18 protein-coding genes are annotated in these 18,584 nt (G+C 64.9%); 5 read left to right on the top strand and 13 right to left on the bottom strand.

Features of this window, described 5'->3' with window-relative positions:
- Positions 1–90: 90 nt before the first annotated feature.
- From ACTIFK_RS08800 to cysE, 3 genes are all read right to left on the bottom strand, one after another.
- On the bottom strand, positions 91–621 hold the full coding sequence (locus tag ACTIFK_RS08800) for a gamma carbonic anhydrase family protein (RefSeq protein WP_439542682.1): 531 nt from the start codon (positions 619–621) through the stop codon (positions 91–93).
- Positions 622–710: 89 nt separating this feature from the next.
- Complete coding sequence (locus tag ACTIFK_RS08795; protein ID WP_439542681.1) at positions 711–926, bottom strand: DUF3126 family protein; 216 nt, start codon at positions 924–926, stop codon at positions 711–713.
- A 17-nt stretch (positions 927–943) separates the two neighbouring features.
- The gene (cysE, locus tag ACTIFK_RS08790) at positions 944–1,807 is read right to left on the bottom strand and encodes a serine O-acetyltransferase (RefSeq protein ID WP_439542680.1); all 864 of its coding nucleotides are present in this window, start codon (positions 1,805–1,807) and stop codon (positions 944–946) included.
- 381 nt (positions 1,808–2,188) lie between these two features.
- Between cysE and ACTIFK_RS08785 the strand changes: the two genes are divergently transcribed.
- Positions 2,189–3,001: an enoyl-CoA hydratase gene (locus ACTIFK_RS08785; protein ID WP_439542679.1), complete on the top strand. Its 813-nt coding sequence runs from the start codon at positions 2,189–2,191 to the stop codon at positions 2,999–3,001.
- A 616-nt stretch (positions 3,002–3,617) separates the two neighbouring features.
- On the opposite strand, the gene ACTIFK_RS08780 is transcribed toward ACTIFK_RS08785, so the two are convergent.
- From ACTIFK_RS08780 to ACTIFK_RS08750, 7 genes are all read right to left on the bottom strand, one after another.
- Positions 3,618–3,977 (bottom strand): hypothetical protein, encoded by a 360-nt coding sequence (locus ACTIFK_RS08780; RefSeq protein ID WP_439542678.1) that lies wholly within the window; start codon positions 3,975–3,977, stop codon positions 3,618–3,620.
- A 128-nt stretch (positions 3,978–4,105) separates the two neighbouring features.
- The gene (metH, locus tag ACTIFK_RS08775; protein ID WP_439542677.1) at positions 4,106–6,802 is read right to left on the bottom strand and encodes a methionine synthase; all 2,697 of its coding nucleotides are present in this window, start codon (positions 6,800–6,802) and stop codon (positions 4,106–4,108) included.
- A gap of 287 nt (positions 6,803–7,089) precedes the next feature.
- Positions 7,090–7,485: an endonuclease domain-containing protein gene (locus tag ACTIFK_RS08770; protein ID WP_439542676.1), complete on the bottom strand. Its 396-nt coding sequence runs from the start codon at positions 7,483–7,485 to the stop codon at positions 7,090–7,092.
- 228 nt (positions 7,486–7,713) lie between these two features.
- Entirely contained in the window at positions 7,714–8,031 is a 318-nt protein-coding gene (locus tag ACTIFK_RS08765; protein ID WP_439542675.1) for a hypothetical protein, read from the bottom strand.
- Positions 8,032–8,042: 11 nt separating this feature from the next.
- A complete protein-coding gene (locus tag ACTIFK_RS08760; protein WP_439542674.1) occupies positions 8,043–9,104 on the bottom strand; it encodes a homocysteine S-methyltransferase family protein in 1,062 nt (353 codons plus the stop codon).
- A 27-nt stretch (positions 9,105–9,131) separates the two neighbouring features.
- Complete coding sequence (gene metF / locus ACTIFK_RS08755) at positions 9,132–10,064, bottom strand: methylenetetrahydrofolate reductase [NAD(P)H] (protein ID WP_439542673.1); 933 nt, start codon at positions 10,062–10,064, stop codon at positions 9,132–9,134.
- Positions 10,061–11,074: an ArsR/SmtB family transcription factor gene (locus tag ACTIFK_RS08750; RefSeq protein ID WP_439542672.1), complete on the bottom strand. Its 1,014-nt coding sequence runs from the start codon at positions 11,072–11,074 to the stop codon at positions 10,061–10,063. Before ACTIFK_RS08750 ends, metF begins: the two co-directional genes overlap by 4 nt.
- 314 nt (positions 11,075–11,388) lie before the next feature.
- On the opposite strand from ACTIFK_RS08750, the gene ACTIFK_RS08745 reads away from it, so the two are divergent.
- The 4 genes from ACTIFK_RS08745 to ACTIFK_RS08730 all read left to right on the top strand — a co-directional run bounded on the left by ACTIFK_RS08745 (position 11,389) and on the right by ACTIFK_RS08730 (position 16,701).
- Positions 11,389–11,871, top strand: coding sequence for a hypothetical protein (locus ACTIFK_RS08745; RefSeq protein WP_439542671.1), 483 nt, complete (start codon positions 11,389–11,391; stop codon positions 11,869–11,871).
- 182 nt (positions 11,872–12,053) lie between these two features.
- Positions 12,054–12,653, top strand: a complete 600-nt coding sequence (locus ACTIFK_RS08740; protein ID WP_439542670.1) for an ABC transporter substrate-binding protein — start codon at positions 12,054–12,056, stop codon at positions 12,651–12,653.
- 106 nt (positions 12,654–12,759) lie between these two features.
- A complete protein-coding gene (gene pepN, locus ACTIFK_RS08735) occupies positions 12,760–15,411 on the top strand; it encodes an aminopeptidase N (RefSeq protein ID WP_439542669.1) in 2,652 nt (883 codons plus the stop codon).
- A 144-nt stretch (positions 15,412–15,555) separates the two neighbouring features.
- A complete protein-coding gene (locus tag ACTIFK_RS08730) occupies positions 15,556–16,701 on the top strand; it encodes a sensor histidine kinase (RefSeq protein ID WP_439542668.1) in 1,146 nt (381 codons plus the stop codon).
- Between the two features lie 82 nt (positions 16,702–16,783).
- Here ACTIFK_RS08730 and ACTIFK_RS08725 read toward each other — a convergent pair whose 3' ends face one another.
- Genes ACTIFK_RS08725 through ACTIFK_RS08715 form a run of 3 tightly spaced genes read right to left on the bottom strand, consistent with a single transcriptional unit; the run spans position 16,784 to position 18,520 of the window.
- Positions 16,784–17,350 carry a periplasmic heavy metal sensor gene (locus ACTIFK_RS08725; RefSeq protein ID WP_439542667.1) on the bottom strand — a complete coding sequence of 189 codons (567 nt, stop codon included), beginning with the start codon at positions 17,348–17,350 and terminating at the stop codon, positions 16,784–16,786.
- Entirely contained in the window at positions 17,347–17,871 is a 525-nt protein-coding gene (locus tag ACTIFK_RS08720) for a hypothetical protein (protein ID WP_439542666.1), read from the bottom strand. The genes ACTIFK_RS08725 and ACTIFK_RS08720 overlap by 4 nt, the downstream gene beginning before the upstream one ends.
- Before the next feature lie 16 nt (positions 17,872–17,887).
- Complete coding sequence (locus tag ACTIFK_RS08715) at positions 17,888–18,520, bottom strand: sigma-70 family RNA polymerase sigma factor (RefSeq protein ID WP_439542665.1); 633 nt, start codon at positions 18,518–18,520, stop codon at positions 17,888–17,890.
- Positions 18,521–18,584 lie beyond the last annotated feature (64 nt).

Raw genomic sequence — 18,584 nt, 5'->3', positions numbered from 1 at the left:
GCTTATAAATTTCTCCAAGATCGTCCCCCCACCCCTACCTCTCCCCGCTAGGGGGAGGGGGATGTTGCGATCGTGTGATTGCAAAATGCTCTAGGTCTGCGGGCGCAGGCCGGCCTTGTAGCGCTGCCAGTTCGCGACGTAACGGCCGGCGCCCTTGCCGAACCGCGCGACGTCCTCGTCCGTCAACTGGCGCACGATTTTGCCCGGCGAGCCGAGCACCATGGAGCGCGGCGGGATCACCTTGCCCTCGGCAATCAGCGTATTGGCGCCGATCAGGCATTCCTCGCCGATCTGCGCGCCGTTGAGAATGATCGAGCCGATGCCGACGAGCGTGCCGCGGCCGATCGTACAGCCGTGCAGCATGACCATGTGGCCGATGGTGCAGTCCTCGCCGATGTCGAGCGGAAAGCCGGGATCGGTGTGCAGGACGCAGCCATCTTGAACATTCGAGCGTGCGCCGACGCGGATCAACTCGTTGTCGCCGCGCAGGACCGCACCGAACCAGACGCTGGCATCCGTCTCGAGCGCGACCTTGCCGAGCAGGATGGCATTCGGCGCGACCCAGTAGCGGCCGTCTGCAGGCGTGGTGACGCCCACGCCATCCAATTCGTAAAGCGCCATGCGCTCTCCCCGTGTGCCCGTGGCGTGTGTCCGTGGATTGCCCGTCGTTCAGCGCGACGCCGCCGCGGCGGGCGTCGCGCGCGGGTGGACTACGCTTCCTCGAGATCCATTTCCAGGATGGCCATCTGGAACTGGTACGAAACCTCGCCGTCCTCGTCCTCGCGATAGAGGATCGCCGTGAAGTCTTCGCCAATGTAGACCTCGGCGGAATCGTCCTTCTTGGGACGCGCACGCACCGTCAGGGTCTTGGCACCCAACGTCTTGCGGAGATAAGCCTCCAGCCGGGCCAACTCGTCTTTTTTCACCGCTTGCTCCTTTGCGTTTACAGCATCGCGTAATCGTCCGGCCCGTGACCCGAGTCACGCGGAACGAACGTCTGATCCATGGTGCGCCCCGGCTCGGCAGTGCCTGCCGGGCCAACAATGCGCGCGGGAATGCCCGCGACCGTCACGTGCGGGGGCACATCCTGCAGCACGACGCTGCCGGCGGCGATGCGCGAGCAGTTGCCGACGTGGATGTTGCCGAGCACCTTCGCGCCCGCGCCGATGAGGACGCACGATCCGATCTTGGGATGGCGGTCGCCCGTTTGCTTGCCGCTGCCGCCGAGCGTGACGGCATGGAGAAGCGAGCAGTCGTCGCCGACAGTCGCCGTCTCGCCGATCACCACGCCGGTGGCGTGATCCAGCATGAGGCCGACGCCGAGGCGCGCGGCCGGGTGGATGTCGACCGTGAACATGCGCGAGGACTGGCTCTGAAGATAGAGCGCGAAATCGCGCCGTCCCTGCCGCCACAGCTCATGGGCGAAGCGATAGGTGACGAGGGCATGGAAGCCCTTGAAATAGAGGAACGGCTCAAGATAGCGCGTGCACGCGGGATCGCGCTCAAGCACGGCAGCGAGATCGGCGCGGAAGGCGCGTCCGAGTTCCGGCTGCGAGGCCAGCACATCGCGGAATTCCTGGAAGATGAGGCCTGCGTCAACATCGGCATGGCCGAGACGCTGCGCAATGCGATGGCAGATCGCGTCTTCAAGCGCATTGTGGCTCGCGACCGTGGCGTAGATGAAGCCCGTCAGCGCGGGCTCGGCGGCCATGGCCGCCTCGGCCTCGGCGCGGAGAGCCTGCCAGATCGGATCGTCGCTCGCGCGGCGCGGGACGGGCTTGCCCGCGAGGTGCTTGGCGGCACTCATCTCAGCTGTTCCTTTTGCCGGTGGGGCTTGGCGGGCGCCTGCGAAACGGGCGACCCATCCCTTGCTGCCCTAGGACAATCTGCCGGATTATAGAGCGTTAGCGGAGTTCCGTCAGAGGCTTCCTGCGGGGCCGCTCGCCATTTCGGCTACGGGGTATCCGTGCGGGGCGGCGTCGTCAATCTAAACCTCGCGTTGGTCTTGGCACCTGGCCGGGAGCCTCTTCACTCCCCCGGAACCCGTGCCCTGACGGGTGGGACGCGGCCGCCTGAGACGCGTGGACGCTCTCCTTGAGACGCGTGGACGCTCTCCTTGAGACGCGTGGACGCGTTGCACGCTCCAGCGTTCGCCTGCAAGCTGGCGCGAACGAAAAGGACCCCCTCCATGACCGAAACGCCTGATGATGCGCCTGCCGCCGCGCCGGACCTCGTGCTTGAGATCGACGGCCCGATTGCCTGGATCGTGGCGCGCAATCCTGCGCGCATGAATGCGTACACCGCCGGCATGTGGGGCAAGATCCCGGAGCATATCGCGGCGGCCGAAGGTAACGACGCCGTCCGGGTGATCGTGCTGCGCGGGGCGGAGACGCGGGCATTCTCGGCGGGCGCCGACATCTCCGAATTCGAGAACGCGCGGACCGGCGACGCCGCCGCCGATTACGACCGGTTGAACCACGAGGCCTTCTCCGCCTTGCTGTCGGCAACCAAGCCGCTGATCGCCATGATCCATGGCTTCTGCCTCGGTGGCGGGCTCGGCATCGCCGCCTGCGCCGATCTCCGTATCGCCGACCCAAAGGCGCAATTCGCTATCCCGGCCGCGAAACTGGGTCTCGGCTACAATCACCGCTGGGTGCCGCCGCTGCTGGCGCTCGCGCCGCCGTCGTTCATCAAGGAGATGCTGTTCACGGGGCGGCGCTTCTCGGCCGCGGAGGCGCTTCAGATCGGGCTCGTGAACCGGATCGTCGACAGCGATGCGCTCGAACTTGCCGTGCGCAGCCTTGCCACCGACATCGCCGGTAACGCGCCGCTGACGATCCGGGCGGCCAAGCTCACCATCGACGAGTTGGTCCGCCATCCGGAGAACGCCGACGCCGCCAAGCTCGACGCGGCCGTGCACGCCTGCTTTGCCAGCGCCGACTACGCGGAGGGCCGCCGGGCCTTCCTCGAAAAACGGAAGCCGGTCTTCACGGGCACCTGACGCGTCGCGCGTGCCGCAGACGTTGTTTGTGAAGATGTGCCGCGATCTCGCTTAGTCACAACTTTTTTCGGCGCACCCGCTTGCGTCGCAGCAGACAAGCTGCCCGGCCATTTCTGGAAAAAACATTCGCTCGGCCCGCCGTTACAACGGCGATTGTTGCTGCGCCGCAAGATATAATTCGCTTGGCAAGGAACGATTTTGCTCCGTACCCTCGATGGGGAAACGCTCCATCGGGCGCCCTACCCCGGGCGGTATCACACTCCTGTCTACACGACCGACGACCTGCTCGTACCGATGGGCGTTCCCTTGAAGCCAGTTCGCTGGCGAACCGAAAAAGCCGGGTCAGCCGGCGTCAAAGTTGACCGGCGCAGCCGGCGATTAAGTAGGCCGGAACTGCCGGCGGGAGGCAACGATGGAACTTTCGATGCGACTGAACGTGCTCGCTGCACTTATGTCTTTCGGATTCCTCGCTGCGATCGTGGTTGGAATGGTTTGAGCGGCGTTCGCCGGGTCAAACGTCGAGACCACGTTTCAGCTCTCAGCATCGAGCAAATGGACAGGCGCAACCCCCCGGTCAGCGCCTGTTTCATTTATGTCAGATGCAATCAAAGTTGCGTCAGGCGGTGGCTGGGCGCGCCGTGTAGAAATAGCCGGCGATGGCAGCCGCAACCGGCGCGAACGTGAACAGATGGGCGGCAAACTCTGACTGCGTCGCCTGCTCTCCAATCAGCTCCGACACGGCGAACGCGGCAACGATCGCGAACGACAACGACGCCACCAGCGACAGCAGCGTGGGCCTCGCAATCGTGTTCGTGATGCGCGAACCGATGAAGGCCCCGATCAAGATGATGATCGCGCCGACGGCGGCCACCGCGTAGTTGAAGGCGGGGCCTTGCTGCAGGATGAAGCTCACGAGGTTCGGCGCGGCGATCCAGGCAGCGGCCGCCTGAGCCACGGTCAGATTTACAAACGGCATGTCCCTCTCCGCCCCTACCGATACCGCGGGTGCGTCGTCCCACGGCGCGGCCCACACTTCGTGAAGCACTTTCTGAGTCCGTGCTTCTTATCTGAAAACCGGTTCCCACTTTTCCGGAAGCACTCTGATCATGCCACGTTCTTTCTGGCGGAAACAGGGTCGTAGTTGAGAACGGGCGCGAGCCAGCGCTCGGCTTCCTCGAGCGCCCAGCCCTTGCGGCGGGCGTAGTCCTGGGCCTGGTCGCGCTCCACCTTGCCGACGCCGAAATAGTGGCTCTTGGGATGCGAGAAGTAGAGCCCGGAGACGGCCGCGCCCGGCCACATGGCGTAGCTTTCGGTCAACTGGATGCCGGTCTCGGCCTCGACGTTCATCAGGCTCCAGAGCGTAGCCTTTTCCGTGTGGTCCGGCTGAGCGGGATAGCCTGGCGCGGGGCGGATGCCCTGGTACTTCTCGAGGATCAGATCGTCGTTCGACAACGTCTCGTCCTTCGCATAGCCCCACAGCTCGCGGCGGACCTTGGCGTGCAGCGCCTCGGCGAGCGCCTCCGCCAAGCGATCGGCAAGGGCCTTGGCGATGATGCGGCTGTAGTCGTCGGTTTTCTTGATGTGCGCTTCGATCGCCTCTTCCTCGCCGTGCCCGGAGGTCACGGCAAAACCGCCGACATAGTCGGCAACGCCGGTTTCCTTTGGCGCCACGAAATCGGCAAGCGCAATGTGCGCGCGGTCGCGGGCGGCATCACGGGCCATCTGCTGGCGCAGGGTGAAGAGCGTCGCCCGCGTGTCCTTGCGCGTCTCGTCCGCAAAGAGCTCGATGTCGTCGCCCACGCTGTTGGCCGGCCAGAAGCCGACGACCGCGTTGGCGGTGAACCACTTCTCGCGCACGATGCGGTCGAGCATCACCTTGGCGTCTTCGAACAGCTTGCGCGCTTCCACGCCGACCTTGTTGTCGTCGAGGATGGCGGGATAGCGCCCGGTCAGCTCCCAGGTCTGGAAGAAGGGCGTCCAGTCGATATAGGGCACCAGGCTCGCGAGATCGAAATTGCGGAACGTGCGCGTGCCGAGGAACGACGGCTTCGGCGGCGTGTAGGCCGCCCAGTCGATCGCGGACTTGTTTGCGCGCGCGGCGGCCAGCGTGATGCGCTGCTTCTTCGCCTCGTTGGCGAGATGGGCTTCGCGCACCTTCACGTATTCGGCCTTGATGCCGGCGACGTAAGGTTTGCTTTCCGTCTCCGACAAAAGGTTCGAGACCACGCCCACGGCGCGGCTGGCATCGAGCACGTAAATGGCCTGCCCCTTGTTGTAGTTCGGGCTGATCTTGACGGCCGTGTGGACGCGGCTCGTCGTGGCGCCTCCGATCAACAGCGGAACCTTGAAGCCCTCGCGTTCCATCTCGGCCGCGACGAAGCACATCTCATCGAGGGACGGCGTGATCAAGCCCGACAGACCGATGATGTCGGCCTTCTCGCGCTTCGCCGTTTCGAGGATTTTCGCGGCTGACACCATCACGCCGAGGTCGACGACCTCGTAATTGTTGCACTGGAGCACGACGCCGACGATGTTCTTGCCGATGTCGTGCACGTCGCCCTTCACGGTCGCCATGACGATCTTGCCCTTCGGCGGCATCTCCGTGACGCCCGACGCGCGCTTTTCCTCTTCGAGGAACGGCTGCAAATAGGCCACCGCCTGCTTCATCACGCGCGCGCTTTTCACCACCTGCGGCAGGAACATTTTGCCCGCGCCGAACAGATCGCCGACGACGCTCATGCCATCCATGAGCGGGCCTTCGATGACGTTGAGCGGCTTCGGAAGCTTCTGGCGCGCTTCCTCGGTGTCGGCCTCGATCCAGTCGGTGATGCCGTGCACGAGCGAATGCGAAAGGCGCGCCTCGACCGTGCCTTCGCGCCAGGTGAGATCCTTCTCCTTGGCCTTCTGGCCACTGCCGTCGCCTTTGAAGCGCGGGGCGGCATCCAGCAGACGGTCCGTCGCATCCGGGCGGCGGTTGAGGATCACGTCCTCGGCAAGCTCGCGCAGCTCGGCCGGAATGTCATCATACAGCGCGAGCTGGCCCGCGTTGACGATGCCCATGTCCATGCCGGCCTGAATGGCGTGAAACAGGAACACGGAGTGCATGGCCTCGCGCACGGGCTCGTTGCCGCGGAAGGCGAACGACAGGTTCGAGACGCCGCCTGAGACGTGCGCGAGCGGCATCTTCTCGCGGATCTGGCGCGTCGCTTCGATGAAGGCGATGCCGTAGCCGTTGTGCTCCTCGATGCCGGTGGCGACGGCGAAGATGTTGGGGTCGAAAATGATGTCTTCGGGCGGGAAGCCGATCTTCTCGGTCAGCAGCTTGTAGGCGCGCTCGCAGATCGTGACCTTGCGCTCGATGGTGTCGGCCTGGCCCTGCTCGTCGAACGCCATCACGACCACGGCGGCGCCATAGCGGCGCACCTTGCGCGCGTGATCGAGAAACGCCTCCTCGCCTTCCTTCATGGAGATCGAGTTGACGATGGGCTTGCCCTGCACGCACTTCAGGCCTGCCTCGATGACCGTCCATTTCGAACTGTCGATCATGATCGGCACGCGCGAGATGTCAGGCTCGGAGGCGATCAGATTGAGGAACGTGGTCATCGCCTTCTCGGAGTCGAGCAGGCCCTCGTCCATGTTGACGTCGAGCACCATGGCGCCGGCTTCGACTTGCTGACGCGCGACCGTGAGCGCGGCGGCGTAGTCGTTCGCTTCGATAAGCTTCCTGAACTTCGCCGACCCGGTGACGTTCGTCCGCTCGCCGATGTTGATGAAGGATTGCGCTGCGCTGGAGGTGGTCATCAGATTCTCAATTCTTTCCGCGTTTAGTGGCGCTCGCTGCAAGCCCCCTCACCCTAGCCCTCTCCCCAAGGGGAGAGGGAATGGCGCCAGATGTCGGCCTACCCTTTTCGCCTATCAACGTCACTTCGCTTTCGTGGTGTTTCGCCTTCCCTCTCCCCTTGGGGAGAGGGAAGGGTGCCAGATGCCGGCCTACCCTTTTCGCCTATCAACGTCACTTCGCTTTCGTGGTGTTCCGCCTTCGCCTCTCCCCTGGGGGAGAGGCCGGCGCGCTCGATGCCGTCGTTCGTCTATCTCTGCCGTTTCAACGCGCCGGGTGAGGGGGCTGGCCGCTGGCCCAACGTCAGATAAATGTGCTCCAGTACTCCGTCCATGTTGTTCAGCACATCGCCGTTCCAAAATCTCAAAACCGTGAAGCCTTGCTGCTCGAAGCCTTGCTGCTCAAGGTAGGTCGTTCTGATCCGGTCATGCTCCTCACGCTCTTCCGCGTGTTGCCCTCCGTCCACCTCAAGCGCCAAAGATGCTTCGAAGCAGAAGAAGTCCAAAACGTACGGACCGGCTGGGACCTGCCTGTTGAACTTCCACCCATGGATCTGCCTGTTTCTGATGCGCGACCAAAGTTTCTTTTCAGCGTCCGTTTGTTCGCGGCGAAGTTTCCGTGCGAAATGCGTGAGATCTTTCCGCATGCATCAGACCTTGTGGCAAGCCCCCTCACCCTAACCCTCTCCCCAAGGGGAGAGGGAATAGTGGCCCCTCATCGACGTGCGCACCTTCGCTGGGGGCATGGTGTCCTCGCCCGTCCCTCCTTCGCCTCTCCCCTTGGGGAGAGGCCGGAAGCGATCGGCAGATCGCATCCGGGTGAGGGGGCGAGGTTGCGCTGCGCTGCCCGTGGTCATGTATCGTCTTTCACTTTTTCATTCCAATTCCATACCCATCGACCTGAGTTGGTCTTCGATTAATCGAAGCTCGCCAGAAAGGTAGGTATTTAGCAATCCATAGACGTCTGTCAGAAACTTTGCCCCCCTGTCGGAGGGATCAATTTCGAGATCTTCGATGTCTATCGGGAGCGATGTCGTCGACAGTCGATTCGAGACTACATCCGTTCCGCCAAAAACGATGGCCTCCACCGAACAGCACTTGTCGGATGCGTCACCAAGGCGTTTCAAAGCGGCGACTACCCGTTCGCGCATGAACATCAATCTCGACACTTCATCGAAATCTTCTGCTCTCATAGGTCTAGCTCTTACCCGTGCACGAAGGGTTCGAGGCCGGAGAGGCGCAGTTTGGGCGCGATCTCAGGGATCTGGCGCGGCGGATATTGCGCGACGTGCTCGGCGATGTGGCGGATGTGGTCAGGCGTCGAACCGCAGCAGCCGCCGATGACGTTGATCAACCCGTCCTTTGCCCAGGGCTCGGTCGCGCACGCCATGTCGTCCGGCGTCTCGTCGTAGCCACCCATGGCGTTTGGAAGACCTGCGTTGGGATAGGCGGAAATGCGCGCGTCCGCGATGTGCGACAATTCCGCGAGGTACGGGCGCATGAGGTCGGCGCCGAGTGCGCAGTTGAGGCCGATCGAAAACGGCTTCAGGTGGCGCATCGAATACCAGAACGCTTCCGGCGTCTGGCCCGAGAGCGTGCGGCCGGAGCGGTCGGTGATGGTGCCCGAGATCATCACCGGCAGCGTGACGCCCACCTCTTCGAACGTTTCGAGCGTCGCAAGGCCGGCGGCCTTGGCGTTCAAGGTATCGAAGATCGTTTCGATCAGGATGATGTGCGAGCCGCCCTCGATCAGCGCGCGCACCTGCTCCTTGTAGGCGTCGCGCAGTTCGTCGAAGGAGACGTTGCGGAAGCCAGGATTGTTGACGTCCGGCGAGATTGAGGCCGTCCGGTTGGTCGGGCCGACGGCGCCGGCGACGAAGCGCGGCTTGTTCGGCGTCAGGCTCGTGTACTTGTCGCACGCGGCGCGCGCGAGCTTGGCGGCGGCGACGTTGATCTCATACGACAGGTCCTCCATGCCGTAGTCGGCCATGGAGATGCGCTGCGCGTTGAACGTATTCGTCTCGACGATGTCGGCGCCGGCCTCGAGATACTGCTCGTGAATGTCCTGGATGATCGCGGGCTGCGTCAGCACGAGCAGGTCGTTGTTGCCTTTCACGTCGCGCGGCCAGTCGGCGAAGCGCTGGCCACGATAGCCCGCCTCGTCCAGGTTGTGGCGCTGGATCATCGTGCCCATGGCGCCGTCGATGATCAGGATGCGCTCGGAGGCGGCGCGATCGAGGACTTGGCTGATGTCGGTCTTGGTCATGTTCTCTTCTCAGGTCTTCGAAGCGGATTAGCTGGATGCGGCCTTGCGTTGTTCGAGCGGGGCCACCTTGAGCGGGCGCAGGCCCAGCAGGTGGCAGATGGCATACACGAGGTCGGCGCGGTTCAACGTATAGAAATGGAAGGTCTTGGCGCCCTCGTCGACGAGGTCCATCACCTGCTCGGTGGCGACGGCCGCGGCCACGAGATGGCTCGTCGCAGGGTCGTCATCAAGGCCCTCGAAGCGGCGGGCGAGCCAAGCGGGCACGCTCGCCCCAGTGCGCACGGCGAAGCCGGCCACCTGGCGGAAGTTATGGATCGGCACGATGCCCGGCACGATCGGCACCCAGATGCCGGCCGCGCGAGCGCGCTCCAGGAAGCGCAGGTAGTGCGTATTGTCGAAGCCGAACTGCGTGATGATCCGGTCCGCGCCGGCGTCGACCTTGGCCTTGAGGTGGTCGATGTCGGATTGGAGCGACGCGCTTTCGGGATGCTTCTCTGGATAGCCGCCGACGGAGACCTCGAAGTTGCCAATTTTTTTCAGGCCGGCGACGAGTTCCGCCGCGTTGGCATAACCGCCCGGCGTCGGCGTGTAGCACTGTCCGACCCCGCTGGCAGGGTCGCCGCGCAGCGCCACGATATGGCGGATACCCGCGTCCCAGTAAGCCTGAGCCACCGCGTCCACTTCCTCACGGGTGGCGTCAACGCAAGTAAGATGGGCGGCCGGGCGAAGCGCCGTTTCCTTGACGATGCGCGCAACCGTCGTGTGCGTGCGCTCGCGCGTGGAGCCGCCCGCGCCGTAGGTGACTGACACGAACTCAGGCGCCAGGGGTGCCAGCCGATTGATGGCGCCCCAAAGCGTTTCCTCCATCTTTTCCGATTTGGGCGGAAAGAACTCGAACGAGACGTCGATCTCGCCGGCGCCGAGGAGACGGCTTTTTCTTTCGGTGGCGGGCGGTGTCATTGTCCGATCCATTCTAGGTTTTGAGGCTGATGGGCAGCCACGGCGGCGTCTGGTTTGCGGGCGCTCCAGACGGAAACCGTCAGTTGCTGGCGGTCGTCGTGCGTTTCCGGCGCGAGGCTCAGGATCTCGGGACTGCCGAGACCCGCATCGGCCAGCCATCCGGCGACCTGCTCGCTCTCGAAGCCGAGCCGCTCGTGGGCCTGCTCTTCGCGCAGGGCTTCGATCTCGTGCGGGGCGAAATCGACGATCAGAAGACGCCCGCCGGGCGCCAAGATCCGTGCGGCCTCGCGAACCGCCTGGGCAGGCTCGGAGAGGTAATGCAGCACTTGATGGATGACGACGGCATCGGCCGCGCCGGCGGGCAGCGCGACGTTGTAGATGTCGCCGTGGCGCACCTCTGCGTGGGTCAGGCCCGCCGTCTTGAGCTTGCTCCGCGCGTACGCCAGCATCGACTGGTTGACGTCGAGGCCCAGGCCGCGCTCGTAGCGCCCGGCGAGCACTTCGAGGACGCGGCCGGTGCCGGTCCCCAGATCGACGAGCAGTTTAAAGGGCGGTCCGGCCAAGGCGTTGACAATCGCGTCTTCGACAGCGCTCTCGGATACGTAGAGCGCGCGAATGCGGTCCCAGTCCGCCGCATGATTGCGGAAATAGGCCTGCGCGGCGGCCTCACGCTCACGCTTCAACGCTTCGGCGCGCTCGCTGTCGCGGCGTAGAACGGGATCGCGGCTGTCGACCGCTTCCAGCAGGCGGCGGACCAGCTTGCCGCCATCGGAACGGTCCGAGACGTGGAAATAGACCCAGCTTCCCTGGCGGAAGCGCTCGATCAGGCCGGACTCGACGAGAAGTTTCAGGTGACGGCTGATGCGCGGCTGGCTCTGCCCCAGGATCTGGGTCAAGTCCTTCACGTTCAGCTCGCCCGCCGCCAGCAGCAGGAGGATTCTGAGACGCGTGCTCTCGGCCGCGGCCTTGAGGGCGGTCACAAGCTTCTGGGTCTCGAGGGTTCCGGACATGCTGTCATCCATGATGTCCGGACAAGATATAAAGATATGTTTATGTGTCAAGCGTATTAAATTTGTTCGCCTGCGGCCGATTTTCGGCCGGGCGGTAACTTTGGCTAAAGGCAAAAATCCTATCAATTTGGGCTTCGAGATCGGGCGGGGGCTCACACATGCACGGCACGTTACCGGACCTGGTGGCTTCGGCCTCCGCGTCGCTTTCTGGCGCGCCTACGGCAATTGCGCCCTCCGCCATCCCCTTGCAGCTCGGGCCCAGCCCACTTCACCTGGGGCCCAGCCCTCTTCACCTAGCACCGAGCCCCGTCGGCATGGGGCGGCCGCTGCTGCTTGCCCTGCTCGTGCCCGCCACTTTGGCGCTGCTGTGGCCGTTCTGGCTCCTCGCGTCCCATTTGGCGTCGGACCCCGCGGCGCGGGCGATCGTGGCCGATCGGCCCATGATCGCGCTGCAGCTCGGCTTCGGCCTATTGGTTCTTCTTGCGGTTTTCGCCGTTCCGCTCGCCGCCCTGGCCCGCGGCGTGCTGCAGAAACGCCACGTCACGATCGACGGCGGCTTCGTCCATGTCACCGCCACCGGGCTCGCCGGATCGAACTCCTGGGTCGAGCCGATCAGCGCCTATCGGGGTTTGGCGCGCCGCGTTCGCTCGTCCTTGTCGGGTGTTTCGCAGGAGCTGGTGCTGGTCCATCCGCGCCGCTCGCGGTCGGTCGTCGTTCGGTCCGCTCCGCAAATTTCCCAGGAGCAGGTCGATTTCCTCGCCCACTCCCTCAAACTTGCCGAAATTCCGTCGCGGTAGGCCGCTAGCTTCCGGCCGCTGGCGCGGATTTGCACGCCACACGGGGGCGGCAGAGCGCTTTCAACGGCTTGCACCGAGACGCGCACAAGATTTTTGACGAGACGCTAAGCGCGTGCTGAATGTAGTGATGCCAACGACCCTGGAGGGGTGTCGGAGGCAGAAGAAGCGGGAGCTCAGGTTTGATGACGACGTTTCACCAGCGCTTGCCCCTCATCGGAGCGGCATCCTGGATCAAGACTGTGGCGTTCGTTGCCGCGCTGCTTGTCACGGGAATTGGCTCGGCTGCCGCGGAGACGCCCGCGGGATACATGCAGCGTGTCGCCAATCAGCTCATCGAAGCCCAGAAGAGCGGCACGGAGCCCGATTTCGCGACGGTCATTCGCAGCCATGCGGACGTGCCGACCATCGGGCTCACGGCCCTCGGCTCGTACGCGCAGAGCCTCAACAAGGCGGACCGGCCGGCCTACTACGCCGGCATGATCAATTTCATCTCGCGCTACGCGGCCAAGGAAGCGCCGAAGTATCCGGTGCTTCGCGCCATCATGGTGGGGCAGACGAAGGAAACGGCGAACGGCATCTACGTCGACAGCCGCATCACGCTGCGCACGGGCGAAAACTACGACGTGCGCTGGCGCATCGTCCGGCGCGGCAGCGTGTTCAAGGTGCGTGACGCCGAGATCATCGGCTTCGAGATGACGTCGTTCCTGAACAACCTGTTCCAGAACTACATCTCCGAAAACGGCGGCAACCCCCGCACGCTCGTGCTCGCTCTCAATCGCTGAGGCCGCGCCGCCCGTTCGGCGGCGGCGAGACCTGTTGCATTTTGCTCGGCAAAGCGCGATGCGTTCGGCGGGTCGCTGGCTGCCGTCCAGCCCCTCCGGAGCCTTCATGACCGCCGACACACCGCGTCCCCGCCGCCTCAAGGACTATCGCCCGCCGGCCTACCTGATCGACCATGTCGATCTCGATTTCTCGCTCGATCCGGCGCGTACGGCCGTCAAGGCGGTGCTGAAGCTGCGGCCCAATCCGGCGGCGGGAAGCGCGGGGAAAGCGCCGCTCGTGCTCGACGGCGAGCAGCTGGAGCTCACGTCCATCGCGCTCGACGGGGAGGCGCTCGCGCCCAGCGCCTACAGCCGCACCGACACGTCCCTCACGATCGCGAAGCCTCCGGCCAAGCCCTTTACGCTCGCCATCGACACGATCATCAATCCCGAGGCCAATACCGCGCTGCAGGGGCTTTACCGGTCGCGCGGCGCGTTCTGTACGCAATGCGAGGCGGAAGGCTTCCGCCGGATCACCTATTTCCTCGACCGCCCCGACGTTCTCGCCACCTACACCTGCCGCATCGAGGCGGAGGTCGCGCTCGCGCCGATCCTGCTCGGCAACGGCAATCCGGTCGAACGCGGGCGGCTCAAGCGCGGGCGGCACTTCGCCGTCTGGCACGATCCGCATCCGAAGCCCTGCTACCTGTTCGCGCTCGTCGGCGGCGACCTCGGCCACGTCGCCTCCACCTTCAAGACCCGGTCGGGCCGGAAAGTGGACCTCAAGATCTACGTCGAGCACGGCAAGGAAGACCGCGCGGCGTGGGCGATGGATTCGCTCAAGCGGTCGATGCGGTGGGACGAGGAGCGCTTCGGGCGCGAATACGATCTCGACGTGTTCAACATCGTCGCGGTGTCCGACTTCAACATGGGCGCGATGGAGAACAAGGGCCTCAACATCTTCAACGACCGGCTGATCCTTGCCTCGCCCGAAACGGCAACCGACGCGAACTTCGAGTCCATCGAAGCGGTCGTCGCGCATGAGTACTTTCACAACTGGACCGGCAATCGCATCACCTGCCGCGACTGGTTCCAGCTCTGCCTCAAGGAAGGCCTGACGGTCTATCGCGATCAGGAGTTCTCCGCGGACGCGCGGTCGCGCACCGTGCAGCGCATCCAGGACGTGCGGGGCTTGCGTTCGGCGCAGTTCACGGAAGATGCTGGCCCCCTCGCCCACCCCGTGCGGCCCGAGAGCTATATCGAGATCAACAACTTCTACACGGCGACCGTCTACGAAAAGGGCGCGGAGCTGGTGCGGATGATCGAGACCATTCTTGGCGCGGACGCGTTCCGCCGCGGCATGGATCTCTATTTCGAGCGTCACGACGGGGACGCGGCGACGATCGAGGATTTCATCGCCTGCTTCGAAGCCGCATCCGGCCGCGATCTCTCCCACTTCAAGCTCTGGTATTCGCAGGCCGGCACGCCCGAACTCGTCTGCTCGCTCTCGTTCGACAAGTCGAAGAAGCAGGCGGAACTCAAGGTCGAGCAGGTGCTGCCGCCGACGCCCGGCGAGACGAAGAAGAAGCCGCTGCACATTCCGCTGCGGTTCGGGCTGATCGGCGCGAATGGGCAGGACATCGCGCTCGTCCGCGAGACGGGCGAAGCCGTCGAGGATGGCGTGTTGCATGTCACGCGGCGGGCGCAGACGTTCCGCTTCCAGGACGTTCCCTCAGCGCCCGTGCCGTCGCTTCTCAGGGGCTTCTCGGCCCCGGTCAATCTCACGGTCAGCACTTCGGACCGCGACCTCGAATTCCTGATGGCCAACGACAGCGACCACTTCAATCGCTGGCAGGCGGCCAACACCTACGCCACGCGCACCCTCGTCGACATGGTCAAAGCGCTCAAGAAGGGCGAACGGGCGGGACCGCGCGCGACGCAGTTCGCCAAGGCGCTCGGCGCCGCCGTCGGCGACAGCGGACTGGAGCCGGCCTACCAGGCGGAACTGCTCAAGTTGCCGAGCCAGTCCGACATCGCCCGCGTCATCGGCCGCAACGTCGATCCGGGGCTGATCTTTCGCGCCCACCGGCAGCTCGCCAAGCTCACCGGGACGGTGCTCGGCGGCCTGCTCGAAGACCTCTACCGGGACATGCGGCCCGAAGGCGCGTTCTCGCCCGAAGCCAAGAGCGCCGGCCGGCGCGCCTTGCGCAACGCGGCGCTGACGCTGCTCTGGTCGCGGGGCACCGGCGCCGACGAAACCCGCCTGTCGGAGCATTTCTTCAAAGCCCGCAACATGACCGACGAGCAGCATGCGCTGATGCTGCTCGCGACCGGGTCCCACCCCGACCGCCAGAAGGCGCTCGACCGTTTCCATGATCGCTGGAAGGGCGACAACCTCGTCATCGACACCTGGTTCGCGGCCCAGGCCCAGCATCCGCAGCGGTCGGCCATCGCGCAGGTCAAGGCTTTGACGCGCCATCCTTTATTCAGCCTGGCCGCGCCGAACAAAGTGCGGGCCCTGATCGGCACGTTCGCCATGCAGAACCCGGTGCAGTTCCACCGGCCGGACGGGGCGGGGTACGAGTTCGTGGCCAAGCAGGTGCTGGCCATCGACCGGCTCAATCCTTCGATCGCGGCCCGGATGCTGGGGGCGTTTCGGACCTGGCAGGTGCTCGAAGCGGAACGGCGCGGGGCCGCCCGGAAGGTGCTTCAGATGGTCGTCAAGCACGAAAACCTGTCGCGGGATGCGTTCGAGATCGCAACGAAGATGCTCGATTAGCCACACGTCCGAGATCTATGATTGCGCTGATTTAATCTCCCTCGACACAGGGGCGTCGAATCGGTGAACTGGAGGAGTGATTCGCCTGTGTAGCGGCGAAGTCCCGGTCGCGCAAAGCTTCAAAAAATACGCTAGGAGATTCGCATGGCTGGCACCCCCGTGGCCGCGCTGCAAAACGGCTTTGTCTCAAGCGACACCACCGCAATTTCCGCCCAGGACGACCACCTCGTGGGGGGCATCCGGGCCGTGCGCTGGCTCCAGGCCGCCGCAGTCATTCACGCCGGTGCATTGGTTTTGGCCTTACTCGAGCTCTTTTTCCTGCCGTTGCCTTTCGTTCTTCTCACTGGTCTTGCCGTCACGCTGCTTGCCCTTCGCGTGCCTCTGCTGTCCGTCCCGCCAGCACAGCGTCTTGCGAAGGCTTCGTCCGTATCCGAACCCGCCGATCTCTCCCCGGCGCAAAAGGGCAGCAAGGGTCCGCCCACCCTGCTGCCCTTCATCGGGGAACGCATCAACCTCAATCCGAACACGGCCCAACTCGAGGGCCTTGCCCGCGCAGCCGCCCGCCTCAGCCGCCTGCCGTCGTCGCGCAGTCATCCCTGGGGCGATCTGATCGCCCGGGTCAGCCACGAACTTCGCACGCCGCTCAACGCCGTCATCGGATTTTCCGATGTCATGAGATCCGAGCTGCTCGGGCCGGTCGGCCATCCGCGCTACCGCGAATACGCCCAGCACATCTGCGACAGCGGCCGCGAGCTGCTGAAGTCCGCCGAAGACACGCTGGCGATCACCTATCTCCTCGATCACGATCCGAGCGCGCGCGTCGAAACCGGCGTCGATCTCGCCCCCATCGTGACGGATGCGTGGGAATTCCACGTCGGCCCGCCGGGCGGCGCGACGGGGCTGACGCTCGAAGTCGATCTGCCGGAGTCGCTTGAAGTGCTCATGGACCGCCGCCCGATGCGGCAGATCCTCATCAATCTCTTCGCCGAGGCGGTTCGCCGCTCGGATGCGCGCGGTACCGTCGGCTTCGGCGCCACGGTCGACGGCGACCTGGTTCAGATCGAAGTGTACCTGCGCGGACGGCCGGACAGCTCGATGGCCGGGCAGGCCTCGCTGCCGATGTGCCTGGCCCGCGCGCTCCTGGAGCTGCACGGCGCCTCGCTGATCGAAGTCGAAGACCCGTACTCGACCTGGCGCGCCGTCACCGTGCTGCCGTGCGCCGCGCAATCGGACTTCTTCCGCATGCCCGACAGCTTCGCACAGGCGGAAGCGCAACCAATTCTCTGCTAACGCATAGGCAGGCAGCAGGCAGCAGGCAGCAGGCAGCAGGCAGCAGGCCTACTTCATTTATGGCGGACGCCTGGGAGTTTTTTTAGGGTGAAGGTGGCGGAGGCGGCGAGGACGCTGCGTCGCCGGCGTCCTTATCGTCTCGGTCGTCTTTCTTTTTGCGGCGCGGTTGCTCGCTCTTCTTGCGCCAAAAGTCGGCGAGCTTGGCGCGCTCGTCCGGCTTCAAGCTTTCCGCATGACCGATGAACGCCGTCACGGCGGACTGGCGCAGCGTTCTTTCCTTTTCGGCGACGTTGGCGATGGCGGCTTCGAGAGCGGCGCGGTCGAACGGCTCGGCGGCGAGCTTGTCGGCAGCCGCGCGGCGCGCAGTCCTCACCTCTTCCACGAGCGGCTGAAGGTTTTCGCGATCGGCGCGAAGCAGCTTGCGCATCTCCTTGCGGCGGTCCTCCGGCAGCACGCGGGTCAGCCCCATCATGCCGAAATCCTCGCCCTTACCAGGGCGCGGCGGCTGATGCCTGCCGTGCCCCATCATGGTGCCGGCCACCGCGCCGATGATCAGCAGATTGAGCGCCAGCGAGGCGACCAAGGCATACTTCAAGCGGCGCTTGACGGGATCCGGCGTCGCGCCCGGCGGCTGAGACAGGTCGCTCACAGCAGATCTCCCTCAAACATGCTGATCTCGCTACTGTCGTAGGCGATCCGGGCCGGGTCCATGTCGGGATCGAACGACGCTTCAGCGACCGTCGTATCGGCCGGCTGCGGGAACAGGCCCGAAAAACCGAAGATTGTGCCGAGCACGAGGGATGCAGCCAACAGCGCAGCAGCGGGCCATCGCTCGTCGTTGCGACCAATGGTGGAGCGGCGCTCGAAGATACTCCAGGAGCGCGGCGCGGCCGCAGGGGGCGCCCTTGCGGCGCCCTCTGCTGCGGCGGCGGCCAGGATGCGGGACGCGAGCGTGCTCGTGTCGACGGTTGGCGGGGGCGCCAGATCGAGCAGCCGGTCAAGGGCTTCCGCCTCGCGCATGCGCGCCTGCGCGTCGGCGCTCGTCGCCAGCAGGCCTGCAAAATCCCTGCGCACCGGCGCCGGCCAGCGCGTGCGGTCGCTGCCGAAGGTTTCGAGGGCCTTCCCGAACGCGTCGAGGCCCGTTCCTTCTCTTGTCGTTTTGTCAGTCATGGCCGTATTCCAATGTTCAACTCTCGCTCTCGAGCAAGCTCTTCCAATCCGGTTCGAGCTGCGCCTTGAGTGCGCGACGGGCGCGCGCCAAGAGCGACTCGACGGCTTCGTCCGATACACCCAGTACCTCGCCCACCTCGGCCTGGCTCAGGCCCTCGTGGTGAAACAGTGTCAGTGCGCGGCGCTGGCGCTCGGGAAGCGCCTGCATGGCCTCGCCGACGCGTTTCGCCAAATCCTGCTCTTCCAGCCTCACGGCTTGCGTCGGCGCGTCGGCCACCTCGGGCACCTCGTCCGTCACCACCGTCCGCCGTTGCGACCGGATCCGGTCCAGGCAGAGGTTCGACGTCACCTTGCGAAGCCAGGGCCGCAAGCCGTGCGGGCCGATGTCCAACGTCTCGCCGGCGCGCCACAGCCGCAGGAGGGCTTCCTGCGCCACGTCCTCGGCCTCGGCCTCATCGCGCAGCATGCGGCGCGCGAGAACGGCAATGGAGCCGAGGTGACGATCGACGAGGATCCGGAACGCCTGTGCGTCCTGGCCGGCCAGCCGGGTGAGCAGCACCTTGTCATCCGGCGCGTCCGGCCAAGGGCCAGCGCGCACGTTCGATCCGGGTGTCGTCGTCCCCATCGATCCGTCTGGCCCCGATCTCACAAAGGCGCTCTTCTCTCGCGGTCGCCCGCTGGGCAGCGCAGCCATTCCCTGCTCCGCAGTTTAA

The organism is Hyphomicrobium sp. (genome assembly GCF_051860585.1).
Taxonomy (GTDB): Bacteria; Pseudomonadota; Alphaproteobacteria; order Rhizobiales; family Hyphomicrobiaceae; genus Hyphomicrobium_C.
Note: the sequence above shows the minus strand (reverse complement) of the source record. Positions and strands in the feature narration are given on the sequence as shown.